Annotated in this window: 13 protein-coding genes; 11 read left to right on the top strand and 2 right to left on the bottom strand. The window is 31.0% G+C overall.

The window, feature by feature from the left end; genetic code table 11:
• Positions 1 to 72: 72 nt before the first annotated feature.
• The gene (locus tag CLCHR_RS13600; RefSeq protein WP_079440374.1) at positions 73 to 327 is read right to left on the bottom strand and encodes a sulfurtransferase TusA family protein; all 255 of its coding nucleotides are present in this window, start codon (positions 325 to 327) and stop codon (positions 73 to 75) included.
• Positions 324 to 1,190 (bottom strand): 4Fe-4S binding protein, encoded by an 867-nt coding sequence (locus CLCHR_RS13595; RefSeq protein ID WP_079440373.1) that lies wholly within the window; start codon positions 1,188 to 1,190, stop codon positions 324 to 326. The genes CLCHR_RS13600 and CLCHR_RS13595 overlap by 4 nt, the downstream gene beginning before the upstream one ends.
• A gap of 381 nt (positions 1,191 to 1,571) precedes the next feature.
• Here CLCHR_RS13595 and CLCHR_RS13590 point away from each other — a divergent pair, with 381 nt between their 5' ends.
• The 11 genes from CLCHR_RS13590 to CLCHR_RS13540 all read left to right on the top strand — a co-directional run bounded on the left by CLCHR_RS13590 (position 1,572) and on the right by CLCHR_RS13540 (position 16,325).
• Positions 1,572 to 1,991 (top strand): M67 family metallopeptidase, encoded by a 420-nt coding sequence (locus tag CLCHR_RS13590; RefSeq protein ID WP_079440372.1) that lies wholly within the window; start codon positions 1,572 to 1,574, stop codon positions 1,989 to 1,991.
• Between the two features lie 80 nt (positions 1,992 to 2,071).
• Positions 2,072 to 2,752 (top strand): sensor histidine kinase, encoded by a 681-nt coding sequence (locus CLCHR_RS13585; protein WP_242966046.1) that lies wholly within the window; start codon positions 2,072 to 2,074, stop codon positions 2,750 to 2,752.
• A gap of 118 nt (positions 2,753 to 2,870) precedes the next feature.
• Positions 2,871 to 4,058, top strand: a complete 1,188-nt coding sequence (locus tag CLCHR_RS13580) for a response regulator transcription factor (RefSeq protein WP_242966034.1) — start codon at positions 2,871 to 2,873, stop codon at positions 4,056 to 4,058.
• A 442-nt stretch (positions 4,059 to 4,500) separates the two neighbouring features.
• Positions 4,501 to 5,574 carry a galactose ABC transporter substrate-binding protein gene (locus CLCHR_RS13575; protein ID WP_079440393.1) on the top strand — a complete coding sequence of 358 codons (1,074 nt, stop codon included), beginning with the start codon at positions 4,501 to 4,503 and terminating at the stop codon, positions 5,572 to 5,574.
• A gap of 87 nt (positions 5,575 to 5,661) precedes the next feature.
• On the top strand, positions 5,662 to 7,161 hold the full coding sequence (locus CLCHR_RS13570) for a sugar ABC transporter ATP-binding protein (protein WP_079440370.1): 1,500 nt from the start codon (positions 5,662 to 5,664) through the stop codon (positions 7,159 to 7,161).
• Positions 7,162 to 7,376: 215 nt separating this feature from the next.
• On the top strand, positions 7,377 to 8,603 hold the full coding sequence (gene mglC, locus CLCHR_RS13565) for a galactose/methyl galactoside ABC transporter permease MglC (RefSeq protein ID WP_079440369.1): 1,227 nt from the start codon (positions 7,377 to 7,379) through the stop codon (positions 8,601 to 8,603).
• 502 nt (positions 8,604 to 9,105) lie between these two features.
• Positions 9,106 to 10,722, top strand: a complete 1,617-nt coding sequence (locus tag CLCHR_RS13560) for a response regulator (RefSeq protein WP_079440368.1) — start codon at positions 9,106 to 9,108, stop codon at positions 10,720 to 10,722.
• A gap of 11 nt (positions 10,723 to 10,733) precedes the next feature.
• A complete protein-coding gene (locus CLCHR_RS13555) occupies positions 10,734 to 12,542 on the top strand; it encodes a sensor histidine kinase (protein ID WP_079440367.1) in 1,809 nt (602 codons plus the stop codon).
• Positions 12,542 to 13,522 (top strand): substrate-binding domain-containing protein, encoded by a 981-nt coding sequence (locus tag CLCHR_RS13550; RefSeq protein WP_079440366.1) that lies wholly within the window; start codon positions 12,542 to 12,544, stop codon positions 13,520 to 13,522. The genes CLCHR_RS13555 and CLCHR_RS13550 overlap by 1 nt, the downstream gene beginning before the upstream one ends.
• 81 nt (positions 13,523 to 13,603) lie before the next feature.
• Complete coding sequence (locus CLCHR_RS13545) at positions 13,604 to 14,662, top strand: galactose ABC transporter substrate-binding protein (protein ID WP_079440365.1); 1,059 nt, start codon at positions 13,604 to 13,606, stop codon at positions 14,660 to 14,662.
• A 619-nt stretch (positions 14,663 to 15,281) separates the two neighbouring features.
• Positions 15,282 to 16,325, top strand: coding sequence for a galactose ABC transporter substrate-binding protein (locus tag CLCHR_RS13540; RefSeq protein ID WP_079440364.1), 1,044 nt, complete (start codon positions 15,282 to 15,284; stop codon positions 16,323 to 16,325).
• Positions 16,326 to 16,394: the final 69 nt, after the last annotated feature.

Below are 16,394 nucleotides of genomic sequence, written 5' to 3'. Positions count from 1 at the left end.
CCACCAAAAATTGCACTGCTTTAAATTATTTCATCGTCACTTTTTAGAATATTTAAATGTAAAAGAGCAGTATTATACTTCAAGCAAGCCACCCTTTACAACTGCAAGGGTATATGTTCCATCTTCATTTTTATCTACACTCAAAACTTTATGTTTTTCATTTTTTAAGCTTCGAGGTACATTTTGAATTGGTTCTCCATCGTTTAATTTTATTTCAAGAACTTGACCATTATTAAGATCTTCAAGTGCAACTTTTGCTTTTACAAAAGTTACAGGGCAGATTACATCAGTAATATCAACAAAGGAATCAGTTTTTATTTCACTCATTTTATAACCCCCTCTAGTTTTGCTTTAAGTTTGTCTATACCAACTCGGTCTAAAGTAAATTTAAATCTTTCACTTGCATTTCCATTTTCTTTGAAAAATTCCACGGTGGTATCAACAACTTTAAATAAAGTTTCCTTATCTGTGATTAAAGGAAGCAGGCTTTTTCCAGAAGCTATGTTATTTCCAAATAATCCACCAAATGAAATAATATATCCGATTTCTCCATTCCAAGCATCTGTAGGACAAGATTTAACGCATTTTCCGCAATATATACATTTATTTTCATCAAATTTAAGCTCGTTAGTTTCCTTATTAATTTCTATAGCCGTTGCAGGACATACAGCCTTACAAACCCCACAATATGTACAGGAATTTGTATCCCATTTAGGTTTTAATCCACCTTTTATACCTAGATCATTTTCTTCAGCTTTTAAGCAGTTATTTCTACAACCTGTAATGCCGATTTTAAATTTGTGAGGTAAATCCTTAGCAAAATATTTTTCATCAAGTTCCTTTGCTAAATTACTTGTTTCAATTAATCCACTTCCACAAATTGCATTACCTTGGCATGCCGTAATTGTTCGGACACGAGGACCACAAGCCCCTGGCTCTAAATTAACAGTGGCAAGTTCTGCTTTTACAGAATTAATATCCTTAAAATCTATGAATGGGATTTCAATACCTTGTCTTGATGTAAGATGAATGTAACCTTGACCATATTTATCAGCAATTTCACTTACTTTTTGAAGTTGGTTTGCATTTATTTGTCCTCCTACGCTTCGAAGTCTCAAGGAAAACTTTTCATTTTGCACTTGTCTCATAAAGCCGCCTTTTTTTAGTTCCTTATATATCAATTCGTCCATTTTGCTCCTCCTGAAATATTATCTTAGGCTTATGAATGAAAACAATAAGTCTATGATTTTATGAAGACTTATTATTTTTTTATGTGCCTAGTATACTACCAATTATAGAATGTAATAACTTTTAATTACAATAAGACTAAGTTTAGTATTATATTGGAATTTGTTTGGAAATGGATTTTTCTCAATTGACTTTAAATGGTCCTATGGTAAAATCTAATCAAATATTATAGAAAAACACTCACTAATGAACTTTGTACAAAAAAATGTAAGTTTTAGTAAAGAGTTTTTGACTAATAGAATAAATTGGTATATACTAAATTCATAGTAATCCTATTAGATTAATATGAATAAATTCAAAACAAATAATGGGAGGACGTAATTATGATTATATTTTCAAAGGATCAATTTAATGAGATTAGAGAGCATTGCATTAAAGTTTTGCCAAATGAAGCGTGTGGACTTTTGGCGGGAACTATTGATAATAGTAATAATAAAATTATTCAGAAAGTATATTTATTAAGAAATATTGATGAGAGTCCAGAACACTTTTCAATGGATATTAAAGAACAGTTTAAAGTAATAGCTGATATTAGAAGAAACGAATGGAGTTTAATTGGAAATTTTCACAGCCATCCTAAAACACCTTCAAGGCCATCAGAAGAGGATATTAGGTTAGCATTTGATCCAAATTTAAGTTATGCAATATTATCTTTAGCAGATAAAGAAGAAATTATTTTTAACAGTTTTATTATAAAAGATAATATAGTCTCAAAGGAGAAGTTAATAGTAATGGGGGGATAGCTATTAATACATCAAGCAAATCAAATAATATAGATGAGATTAAGGAAAAAACAAAACTACTTGAAAATGCAAATAATGAATTGATAGCTTTTAATTATACAATTTCACATGAGATAAAGGCTCCTGTACGTGCTATAGATGGTTATGCAAGAATTTTCATTGAGGATTATGGAAAAGAAGTTGATAGAGATGGAATTGAATTAATAAAAAGCATCAGACATATTTGTGGTGATACATTGCTGCTCATTAATAAACTTTTAGAATATATAAAGTTTGCAGATATGGAACCTAATAAAGAAACAATAGATTTAGAACAGTTGATACAATCTACCTTCAATGAATTGGTTGTTGGATATAAGGATAAGAAGAATATTCAATTAAAATTTGAGAGTAAGCTGCCAATTATATTAGGTGATAGCATATTAATGAAGCAGGTAATAATTAATTTAATTTCGAACTCACTAAAGTTTACTAGTAACAAGGATTCTGCAATTATTACGGTGGGGTATGATTTAGAAAATAACGAGAATGTATTTTATATTAATGATAATGGAGTTGGGTTTGATATGAAGTTTTCAGAAAATCTTTTTGGAATGTTTAAAAGGATGCATTCTGAAAGCGAGTTTGAAGGCAGTGGAGTTGGACTTGCTATTGTGAAGAAAATAATTCAAAAATTTGGCGGGAGAGTTTGGATTACAGGAGAAGTTGGGAAAGGTGCCTGCACATACTTTACCATCGGTGAAGAAAGCATTTTAAAATAAAATTATTAAGGCACATGAAAATAAATAACAAGTCCAAAGCTACTATGCATATTTTTCATCAGGCAAGGAAGCAAAGTGACATCATAGCAGATCTATTATGACATTTTGCTGACGCAGGATGATGGAAAATAGGCTAGCAGATAGACTTGTTATTTATTTGATTGTGCCTAAGGTAGGAGGTAAATATAAGTTGTATAAAATTCTTGCAGTTGATGATAGAGAAATATTTTTGACAGAATTAAAAAGACTTAAACTATGGGGTGAAAAAGCTGAATTTAAAATTATAGATACGGCTTCAAATGGTAAAGAAGCTCTTGAGTTTTTACGTAGGAATTCATATGACCTAGTGCTTACTGATATCAGAATGCCAGTAATTGATGGATTGCAGTTACTTAGGGAAATTCAGAAAGATAAATTATGTCCATGTGTAGTGATTTTAAGTGAATATAGTGAATTTAATTATGCTAGGCAGGGTATTGTATTGGGTGCATTTGATTATCTTGTAAAGCCTGCAAATGAAGAAACTATGACTGAATTGCTTGAACGAACAAAAATATTCTTAGATAATACTAGAAATGAGACACAAAAATCATTAAGAAATATAAGAGATACGGCTGATTTAACAAAAGATAATTCAGAATGGATGTATTTAGCAGCTGATGAGAAGCAAATTATTAAGAAATTAATTAATAAAGAAGATTATGCTCTAAAATTATTTAGCATAACCACAGAAAATATTTATAAAGCTTTATCTAATAATATAATTAAAGCCGATATCATTATAAAAAAAATGTATCACAATATTATTGCAGGAGTATATGAAAATTTTAATTGGTTGAATGATTACATAGGTATTGAATATTTTGAAACAATAGATTATGTAAATGAAGAAGATTCAAGTAATTTTATAGAATTCTATTGCACAAAGATAACATATCTTTTAGATTTCTTAAAAAAATTTTATCTTGAAGCATCTGATGAATTAATAAAAAACATTTGTGAATATATATTAAAAAATCATAACGCAGATTTAAAGCTAAAAGTTATAGCTGAAAAATTTTATATAAATAATACTTATTTAAGTAATAATTTTGCTACAAAAACAGGCACACGATTTAATGATTATGTGACTATGGTTAAGATGGCAAGAGCCAGGTATTTGTTAATTAACACCCAGCTAAAGACTTATGAGGTTGGATATCAGCTTGGTTATCATGATATTAATTATTTCTCAAAATTATTTAAAAAATATTATGGAGAAAATCCATCAGAATATAGAGTTAATCTGAAAGATAAGGAAAATTAAGATAAGGACTAAAATAAGATTATAAGAATATAAATCTTATTTAGTCCTTATTTCTTCAGAAATAATACTAGCATATTAATACAATAAGATAAAATTACTGCTCTTCTAATTTGATTGTGGAAACAAATATCACCAATAATAAAAATGAAGGAATACATTGAAGTAAATCTTCATTTATTGTATTTAGAATACCACCCATTAGAACCAACATCATGAATTTAACCAGATCTGATATAGTTTTCAATGTTTCTAAGATTTTTCTACTAATTTATCCCTATTACTTAAGAAATTCGATAAAAGAGTGAAGAATTTCGTATGGAGACTCTTTAATAAAGTCTTTATAATTAAGCATGTAAACGAAAAACAAATAAATCAATTAAATAATCTATTGATTTATTGATATTTGTTTAAGAGGATTTATATGAAATATGGAGGGGTAAAGATGAAAAGGTTTAAAAAATTATTACCAATAGTTATGTCAGTGGTAGTTGTAGCAGCTACAATGGCAGGATGTGGAGCAAGTAAAAGTGGTGGTTCTGGAGCTGATACAAGCAAAAAAGCAGACAGCTCAAAAGTTTTAGTTGGTTCTGCAATCTATAAGTTTGATGATACATTCATGACAGGTGTTCGTACTTCAATGGAAGGACAAGCAAAAGAAAAAGGGTCAACTATTGAATTAGTGGATTCACAAAATAAGCAACCTACTCAAAATGAGCAAGTTGATACATTTATTACAAAAGGTGTAAACGCTTTAGCTATAAATCCAGTTGATAGAACTGCAGCAGGTCCAATTATAGAAAAAGCTAAAGCTAAGAAACTTCCAGTGGTATTCTTAAACCGTGAACCAGAAAAGGCTGATATGGATAGCTATGATAAAGTTTGGTATGTAGGTGCTAAAGCTGAACAATCAGGAACTCAATCAGGTGAAATTATATCTGATTATTTCAAAGCACATCCAGAAGCTGATAAAAATAAAGATGGAGTAGTACAATATGTAATGCTTCAAGGTGAACCAGGACATCAAGATGCAACTCTTCGTACAGAATATTCTATAAAAGCTATAGAAGCTGCTGGACTTAAGACACAAAAGCTTGCAGCAGATACAGCAATGTGGGACAAAGCAAAAGCAACTGACCTTATGAAAGCATTTATTACAGGTCAAGGTATTGATAAGATAGAAGCTGTTCTTTGTAACAACGACGATATGGCTCTTGGAGCAGTAGAAGCTTTAAAAGCTGAAGGATATAATAAAGGTGATGCAGCTAAATACATCCCAGTAGTTGGAGTAGATGCAACAGCACCAGCATTACAAGCTATGAAAGAAGGATCACTTCTTGGAACAGTTTTAAATGATGCAGAAAACCAAGGTAAGGCTACTGTAAATATTGCTATAGCAGCAGCTCAAGGTAAAGAAATTAATAAAGAAAACATTGGTTATGATGTAACTGATGGAAAATATGTATGGATCAACTATGTAAAAGTTACTCAAGAAAACTACAAAAACTATATGAAATAAGCTATACCCAACATTAAAACTATATAGGGATGTGAAATTTTTAAAATTCTCATCCCTAATTTATTATTTGTAAAGGAGGATGGTTGTATGGGGGAATATGTACTGGAGATGAATAATATAACCAAGGTATTTCCAGGCGTAAAAGCATTAGATGGTGTTTCATTAAAAGTTCGTAAAGGTAGTGTCCATGCACTAATGGGAGAAAATGGTGCTGGAAAATCAACCTTAATGAAATGTCTTTTTGGTATTTATCATGAAGATGGTGGAGAGATCATATTAGACGGAAATAAAATGGAGATAAATAGTTCAAAACAGGCATTAGATTTAGGAGTATCAATGATACATCAAGAATTGCACCCAATTCGTTTCCGTCCAGTTATGGAAAACATTTGGCTAGGTAGATTTCCTATGAAGGGAATTGCAGTAGATAAGAAAACAATGATTAAAAAAACAAAGGAATTATTTAAGGAAATAGAACTTGATATTAATCCAGAAGTATTAGCTGGAACACTTTCATCATCAAGTCTTCAATTAGTTGAAATAGCTAAAGCTGTTAGTTATAATTCAAAAATTATTATTATGGATGAGCCAACCTCATCATTAACTGAAAATGAAACTAAGCATTTATTCAAGATAATAAAGCAATTACAAAATAAGGGATGTGCAATTATATATATATCCCATAAGATGGAAGAAATTCTTAAGATATCAGATGAAGTAACAATTATGAGAGATGGTCAATATGTGGGAACTTGGCCAGCCAAGGAACTTACAACGGACTTAATTATAAATCGTATGGTTGGTCGTGATATGACAAATAGATTTCCACCAAGAACATATACACCAAGTAAGGATGTAGTGCTAAAGGTAAAAGATCTTAGTTCTCCAGCTCCTAAATCCTTTCAAGATGTAAATTTTGAATTATGCAAAGGTGAGATATTGGGAATAGGTGGACTTGTTGGTGCGCAACGTACAGAATTAGTAGAAGCGTTATTCGGGCTTCGTGAAATACAATCCGGAACCATAGAGAAGGACGGAAAAATAATTAAAATTAAGACTCCAAGGGATGCAAAGGAAAATGGTTTAGCACTGTTAACTGAAGAAAGACGTGCAACTGGAATATTTGGAATACTTTCAGTATTAGATAATACCGTAATTGCAAGCCAAAAAGATTATGCAAAAGCGGGTGTACTGCAAGATAGTCCAAGGTACAAGGCAGCTAAAAAGTCTAATGAAGAATTAAGAACTAAAACACCAAGTATGGAACAATTAATTAAGAATCTTTCAGGAGGAAACCAACAAAAGGTTTTAATTGCACGTTGGCTTCTTACAAATCCAGATATTCTTATATTAGATGAGCCAACTAGAGGAATAGACGTTGGAGCTAAGTATGAAATTTATTCTATCATGCATGAATTGGTTAAGAAGGGTAAGTCGATTATAATGATTTCTTCTGAAATGCCTGAATTACTTGGAATGTCAGATAGAGTTATGGTTATGTGCGAAGGAAAGGTTACTGGAATTCTAAATCAAAGTGAAGCAGATTCAGTAAAGGTTATGAATCTTGCAACAAAATTTATGCAATAAAAGTTATCTCCTTTATCAAGTGAAGCTTGATTCAGGTGGGGAACCCACGGCTGAATCTTAGTTGAACTTATACCCTCAAGGGGTACAATGTACAGGAGCGTACAGCTGTTAACGACTGCTTAAAGAAGTAGGAATATTACGGATGCTAGCTATCGGATCAATAGATTGTAGTAACAAATGATTTTTAGTAGGAGAAAGAAAGTGAGGTATATAATATGAATGGGGAAAAGATAGTTTCGCGAAAAGACTTTGGAAAAATATTTTTAGGTATTGGTGCTCTTTTTGTGGCTTTAGGAATTGTATTTAATTTTATTTTAGATCCAGATGTATTTTATGATTTACCAATTTACATAGATGGAATTGGTATAGCATTGCTTATATATGGAGGAAAACAGTTTTTGGATAAGAATAATGCAGATATGGAGGTTATTTTTTCTAATAAAACTGTAAAGAACTTTTTAACAGATAATGCAATTATTATAGCATTATTGCTACTAGTAGTGGTAATTATGGTAATCCAACCACGTTTTATGCAATATGCTGTATTTCTTGATATTTTAACACAATCATCAACAAGAATGATTGTTGCTCTTGGTATCTGTTTCACACTACTTATTGCAGGTACTGACTTATCAGCAGGACGTATGGTTGGACTCGCAGCTGTAGTATCAACTTCAATGTTACAAAACCCAGACTATGCTAATAGATTCTTCCCTGATATGCCACAATTAGCAGTTATTATCCCTATATTAATAGCAATAGCTGCATGTGCTATATTTGGAATACTTAATGGTTTCTTAGTTGCTAAATACGATATGCATCCATTTATAGCAACATTGGCATCGCAAGTTATAGTATATGGTGTGACTTCTTTATACTTCGATTTACCTCCAAATAAGTCACAACCTATTGGTGGTATCCGTCAAGATTTTATTGACATTGGACAAACAAAGTTATTTCAAATAGGAAGTTTTCCAGGAATATCAATTCTAGTTCCAATTGCGGTTGTATTCATAATTTTGGTTTGGTTTATTCTAAATAAAACTGTTTTTGGTAAGAATGTATATGCAATCGGAGGTAATCGTGAAGCAGCTGTAGTTTCTGGTGTTAATGTATTCGTAACTATCATGGGAATATTCATCTTTGCATCACTTTTATATGGTGTAGCAGGTGTACTTGAAGCAGCTAGAACGGCCGGTGCAACAAACAACTATGGTAATGGTTATGAACTTGATGCAATTGCAGCCTGCGTAGTTGGTGGTGTTTCACTAAATGGTGGTGTTGGTAAAGTAGGCGGAATCGTGGTCGGAGTATTAATCTTCACTGTTATTCAATATGGATTACAATTTATTGCAGTAAGTCCTATGTGGCAACAAGTTATCAAAGGTGTAATAATCGCAGTTGCAGTTGCAATTGACCTTGCAAAATATAGAAGAAAATAAAATTTAGAAATGTTTATATAAAGTACAGATAAATCTATGTGTTTAAAAGCAGAAGATTTGTCTGTATTTTTATTGTTTAAAATTAGCAAATGGAAATGTTTGCAATTACACTAGAAATAATATAATACTTAATGTATAATAGTATCTGAATCTTGTAAGATATTACTAATAATTTTGGTTATTATTATATTATAAAGTAAAACTTTTCGGGTAGAGTTTTGCACTCCAGCCGAATTTAGTCGAGTTTATGCCCTCAGAGGGTATCACATCTAGAAGCATGCAACCGTTATCTACCACTTAAGCAGATAAGTGAAAGTCCAAATTTATGATTTGATGATGGTCGTTTACTCTGTGAGTACTCATCTGACTTTAGTAAGAGGCGTTACATATATAGAGGGAATTCTTGGGTGACAAGTATTGAATAAAGGTAAAATCCTTACACAGCTAGTTTAGGTGATAATTATATTTATAATAGTTAATTCATCTATTTGGAGGAGATTAAATGAGCTTATATAGAATTATGATAGTAGATGATGAAGAAGAAATTAGACTTGGAATTATAAAAAAAATTGATTGGGAATCTAACGGATTTATAGTAGTTGGAGATGCAGAAAACGGACAAGATGCTCTCGAAAAAGCAGAGAAACTTCAGCCTGATGTTATAATGACTGACATAAAAATGCCTTTTATGGATGGCTTGGAACTAGGGAAGAAACTTGTAGAGTTAATGCCTTCTACAAAGATAATTGTATTTTCAGGGTGTGATGATTTCGAGTATGCACATAAAGCCATAAAAATTAATGTAGTAGAATATGTTCTGAAACCGATTAACTCCATTGAACTTACTGAAGTATTAGTAAGATTAAAAGAACAATTAGATCGTGAATATAATGAAAAAAGAAATCTCGAGACACTTTATAAGTATTATGTTAAAAGTTTGCCGGTAATTAGGGAGCAATTTCTAGTTGGGGCAATAGAAGGAAAAATAAATGAAGGCCAATGGAATGAACAGGCTGAAAATTTGGGGATAGATTTTAAGTATGAAAATTTTGCTGTAGCATTAATCCATGCTGATGGCAAAATAAATATTGAAGAAAGTGAAAGTAATATGTCAATTCAAAATGAATTAACATTAACACCTATTTCAATAAAAAAAATTATTGATGAGAATATGGACAAATACTGTAAGTTTGTCAGTTTCCTCTATTCTAATATGGTTGTAGTTATAGGGAATTTGCAAAATAAGGAAGATATATTGCTATTTATAAAAGGAATTAATGAAGTTTGTAAAATATATAAGCGTATTATGAATTTAACTATATCATCTGGAATAGGATACGTTTATAATAACACTTCAGAAATACGTTACTCCTATAGAAGTGCCCAAAGTGCTTTAGATTATAGGTTTGTTCTTGGCACAGGAAAAGCTATATATATTGATGATGTCGAGCCAGATAATTCTATTCAGCTTCAATTTGATGAGCAAGAAGAGCGAGCAATGCTAAATGCTATTAAGATATCCTCTGAGGATGAAATTGCAATAACAATCGAGAATTTATTTAAGAAGATAGAAGATTTGCTCTTACCATTTAATCAATATAGAATTTATTTTATGGAGATAATCACTTCTATTCTGAAACTTGTTCAAACATATAATTTAGATGTTGAAGAACTTTTTGGCAAGAATTTTGATTGTTACAGTTTCTTGGAAGGGTTTAATTCTATAAATGAAGTAAGAGAGTGGTTTGTCCAAAAAGCTGTTAAGGTGAATATTTATATAAAGAGAGAACGTATAAATTCATCAATGCTGCTTATTGAAAAGGCAAAGCAATATATAAAAGATAATTATAGTGATTATGATGTTTCAGTAGAGAAACTTTGTTCAGAGCTTCATGTTAGTCCAACGTATTTTTCCACAATATTTAAACGTGAAACAGGAATGAATTTTGTAAATTACCTCACGACGCTTCGTTTAGAAGAAGCAGTAAAACTTTTAAATACTACTGATGATAAAACATATATGATAGCGGAGAAAGTGGGATACCCAGAGGCTAACTATTTTAGTTATGTTTTTAAAAAGAAATTTGGAGTATCGCCATCAAAGTATAGAAAGAATTGAGTTGATTTACTATGCTTAAATTAATAAGAGCAAGTGTACAAAGGATTGTTGGATATTTTAAAAACGCAAGTATACAGCATATAATATCAATCTCATTTACAGGGATTGCAGTTATAGGAATGATTGTTGTTGGGGGGGCGCTATATTTACGTTTTATTAATTCTACTGAAGATATGGTATCAGAGAATAATAAGTCCATGTTGGATCAAGTGAACTTGAATTTAGATAACTATTTAAGAAATATGATGAAGGTATCAGATGCAACTTACTATAATGCAATAAAGAAGAAAGATTTGGCATCTGATAGTATAGATAAAGAATTGGACTTATTGTATGAAACCAATAAAGATTCGCTTATCAGCATATGTGTTTTTTCACAAAATGGTGAAGTTGTAGCAGCATCTCCTGTTGTTCAGCTTAAAACCTCGGTTGATCCGAGGGAAAATGATTGGTTTACTATAGCAGGAAATAAGAAAGAAAATCTGCATTTTTCAACACCCCATGTCCAAAACCTATTTCAGGATCCAGACTCTAAGTATCGTTGGGTTGTATCGTTAAGCCGTGCGGTTGAGCTTACAAATAATAAGAAGACCACATCTGGTGTTTTATTAGTTGATATGAATTTTAGCGGAATTGAACAGATTTGCAAAAATGTAAATATGGGCAAGTCTGGATACGTATATTTAATCGATAGAGAAGGAGAAATAATATATCATCCTAGGCAACAGCTAATTTATTCTAATTTGATTGAAGAGAATAATAAAGCTGAGGCGGATTATGAGGATGGAAATCATGTAGAGACATTTCAAGGAGAAAAAAGGCTAGTTACAGTAAAAACTGTTGGTTATACAGGGTGGAGAATTGTAGGGATTACTCCGATGCTAGATATTACTTCAGATTATTCTCAGATGAGCATATTTGCAGTGTTTATTATGACTTTTGCTATTTTCATTCTTGTGTTTCTTAATATGTTTGTTTCTTCTCGTATTGCAAATCCTATAAGATCACTAGAGAAATGCGTGAAAAAACTTGAAAATGGTGTGAAAGATGTAGATATATCAGTTAGAGGCTCGTATGAAGTTCAACACTTGGGGAAAGCAATAAAATCTATGGTGAACCAGATGCATATACTTATGGAAAATATAATGATTCAACAAGAATCAAAAAGGAAAAGTGAACTGAATGCACTTCAAGCACAAATTAATCCACATTTTTTGTATAACACACTAGACTCTATTATATGGATGATAGAAAATGAAAATTATGATGGAGCTATTACAATGGTAACAGCTTTAGCTAAGCTTTTTAGAATAAGCTTAAGTAAAGGAAAAAATATAATAACAGTAAGAGATGAAATTGAACATGCCCGTAATTACTTAACAATTCAAAATATACGTTATAAAAATAAATTCACATATAGCATTGAGGTAGAGGAAGAGACTCTTGATTTGGCAAGTATTAAGTTGATAATTCAACCATTAATCGAAAATGCTATTTATCATGGAATGGAGTTTATGGGAGGCGATGGAGAAATTTTAATAAAAGCATATGCTAAGGAAGATAATCTATATATAGATGTAATAGATAATGGACTTGGTATGTTGCAGGAAGTAGCCGATACTCTTTTGACTAATGAAAGTAGGATCGAAAAGAAAAGTTCAGGTATTGGACTAAAGAATGTTCATGAAAGAATACAGTTATATTTTGGGACGAGCTATGGCCTTGAAATATACAGCGAACCAGATGAAGGCACAACAATTCGTATTCATATGCCAGTTAAGGAGTATAGTAAAATTAAAAAAGAGGAGGAATTAAGATAGTGAGAAAGAGAAGAAAGCAAACATTTTTTGTTGTGTTATTATTACTAATGCTATCATTCCTGCTCCTTTTAAGTGATACATTATGGCATGAAAAGGATAAAAAAATTTATAATATCTCAGTTGTAACTAGAGGGAAAAATAGTGAAAGTTTAATGATAATGAAACAAGGCATAGATCAAGCTGCTTCGGAGATGAATGTAAATATAAGTTTTATTACTCTATCAGAAGAAAATAGCACCCTTGAACAAACTGAACTTATTTCTCGGGAAATTAAAAATAAAGCAGATGCCATAATTATATCACCAGTAGATTATGAAAAAATGGCGGAACCTATAGAAGAGGCAATGAAGAAGGTACCAGTTATATTATTTGAATCATCTGTTAAATCGGACCAGATATTACCAAGCATTTCTTGTGATAATTATAAACTTGGAGTTAGTTTAGGTGAGGAAGTAACAAGGAATGGAAATGGCATTAGTACTATTGCTATCGTAAAAAATAATTTAGAGTGTAGCAGTATAAAGGAGCGATATGATGGATTTATGAGTGTCATGCAAAGAACAAAAAACAATTGTATGTTATGGGAAATATCTAATGATAAACAGCAGAACTATTATACTGGAGCTAAAAAATTATTAGAAGACAATAAGGCTGATGTAGTGGTGGCATTTGATACAGGTATATTAGAAAGTATTTCTCAAGTAAAAAAGGATTTAGCAAATACAAATAAAGAAAAGGCGAATATTGAAATCTATGGAACAGGAAGTACGAGTAAAATTATATCGTTTTTAGAAGATAGAGTGATTAATGCGACTGCTATTCAAAATGAATTTAATGTGGGGTATTTGAGCGTAAAAACAGCAGTAAATAAAATTAATGGAAATAAAATAGATAAAAATACTATTTCTTCTACCGTAATTAATAGGAATAATATGTATTCTGAAGAAAATCAAAGATTACTGTTCCCATTTGTTAGATAGATATTACTTCAAAGACTAATATTTTACCTTAATGTTTTAAATTTTGGTACCTAACAAGATCATATGGCGGGGGGATTTTGAGTGAAATTGATTAAGAGGTTATGTGGAATTTTGACAACGACATTAATTGTTAATTCATTAGCAGCATGTAATGTAAATGTAAATGTTGGAAATAAGAATACCTATATTAAAGAGATAAAAATAGGTGTAACGTTATATAAGCAGGATGATGTTTTTGTATCAACAATTACTAAAAATCTTGAGGAGATAGCAAAGGAAAAAGAGAATGAGGGGAAATATAAAATAATAATTAATATTGTAGATGCAAAGGGAAGCTTGATTAATCAAAGTAACCAAGTAGATAAATTTGTAGCGCAAAACTATGATGTTATTTGTGTTAATATGGTTGACAGAACGGCAGCCTCCATGATTATTGATAAAGCAAAGTCAGCAAACATTCCAGTTGTTTTTTTTAACAGAGAACCTGTGGAAGAAGACATGGAAAGGTGGAATAAGCTTTATTATGTTGGAGCTCAGGCAGAACAATCAGGTGAGTTACAAGCAGGAATAATAATGAATGCATATGAAAAAGATAATAGAATTGTAGATAAAAATGGAGATGGAAAAATTCAATACGTAATGCTTGAAGGAGAACCGGGTCATCAAGATGCTCTAATTAGAACAGAGTATTGTATAAAAACTTTAACTCAAAAGGGAATTGAGTTAGAAAAACTAGCTGATGACACAGCAAATTGGCAGAATGCTCAGGCAAATACAAAAATGACACAATGGATTAAAAATTTTGGTAATAAAATAGAAGTTGTTTTTTGTAATAACGACGATATGGCCCTTGGAGCTATACAGGCATTAGAAAATTCAGGTTTGACAGAAAAGCCGCTTGTTGTAGGAATTGATGGATTGCCTAAAGCGTTGGAAGCAGTGAAAAATGGATTAATGATTGGTACTATTATTAATGATTCGAAAAAACAGGCAAGTGCAATTTTTAATATTGCTTATACACTGGCTACCAATGGAGATGTGAATTCTGTAGAAGGATTAGAAAAAGGAAAATATATTAAAACCCCACATACTCAGGTTACAAGTGAAAATGTAGATTTATACTTAGAAAATAAGAAATAACTATAGATAAACAATACGAGACTTAGATTTATGAGGTAATTTGCCGAAAGGGAGTAGACTCTGTTATTCAATAGATTGAACGTCTGATTTTCCATATCTTGATGTATAAAAAAGAATTTATCACATCCTTCTATATATGTAGAAAGTTAAATAACGAACGATGATATCTAAATATAGAATTATACCTAGTTATTAAAGTTAAGGTTATATGAAATTTTTAAAATTTGTATAACTTTTACTTTTGGATTAGCGTATAGTTCTATTTTTTGGTTATGAGACTTAAATACTTGAGTCATTAGATAAACATGTCTGAAAATTTACGAAAACTTTAAATTGATATCTTAACTAAGAATTGTGCAATCTATTGGAATTTAGTATTAATGATAAGTATAAACTTATATATTAGATGCATAATAAAATTATAAGTAATTTAGAGAATCATAATACATGAGTTTAATAATTTATCCTAGTAAAAGAAGAAAATATGACTTATTCTGATCAAGTATATTTGACGAGACAGGAGTTTAAATTCGGATTCCTCATAAGGAGTATATGATAACTAATTAAATAATTAAATTCAAATCGCAAGATTTCGATTGAAAGATACTGGAGGGTAAGAATGAAGAAATTTATAAGAGTTTTAACATTCACTATATTTTTTATAATAATAACTAATATAACTAGTCATTATAAAATGACATATGGTAGTGTAAATGAGGAAAAGCCTGTTAGAATAAGTATATTAATACGTACTTTAGAGGATCCATACTCTGTATTGCTTAAACAAAGCTTTGAAGAAATTCAAAAGAAAAACGAAGGTAAAGTTGAAATGACTTTTTATGACTGTAAAGACAATCAAGCAATACAAAATCGAAACCTTGATTTAGTACTTAAAAGCGATAGTGCAGATTTAATACTATTAAATTTAGCAGATTCTAAAGGATCGCAATATATCATAGACAAGGCGAAGCAAAGCAATATGCCAATAGGTTTATTTAATATAGAGCCGCCTAGCATAGATGCTGTAAGATCTTATAACAAAGCTTATTTTGTGGGAACAAATTCAGCAGAAGCGGGAATACTTCAGGGAAAGATCCTTGTTAATGAATGGAATAAACGTAAAAAAGATATAGATAAAAACGGTGATAATATATTGCAATATGTTATGTTAACTGGACCTCGTGATAATTTGGAGGCAATTGGTAGAACCAAATATTCTGTTTTAACTTTAAATGATGCAGGTATAAGAACACAAGAAATTGCTTTAAGAGTATGTGATTGGAAGGAAGATTTAGCTAGAGATGCTATGGAACAAGTATTTTTACAAAATGGTGATAAAATTGAAGCGATAATAGCTAATAACGATGCGATGGCAATTGGTGCAATTGAAGTGTTACAAAAGTATGGTTATAATAAAGGCGGTAACAGTAAGATGATACCGGTTGTAGGTGTAGATGCTATTCCGGAAGCTCGTGAGTTAATTAAACAAGGTGTTATGACAGGCACTGTTTTGCAGGATGCTAATGAAATGGCTCAAGCGACTTATGATATTGGATTAAATCTAGTTTTTGGCAGACCACCACTTGAGGGCACTAAATATACATTTGATGAGACAGGAGTTGCAGTTCGTATACCTTATAAAGAATATATAGCGAGTAGTTAAAATATTATTAAGAATAATTATAGTAAAATTTTAAAATCATGTCTAGAAAAGTAAGGAGGGATTGAAGGA

This window comes from Clostridium chromiireducens (genome assembly GCF_002029255.1).
GTDB classification, from domain to species: domain Bacteria; phylum Bacillota; class Clostridia; order Clostridiales; family Clostridiaceae; genus Clostridium; species Clostridium chromiireducens.
Note: the sequence above shows the minus strand (reverse complement) of the source record. Positions and strands in the feature narration are given on the sequence as shown.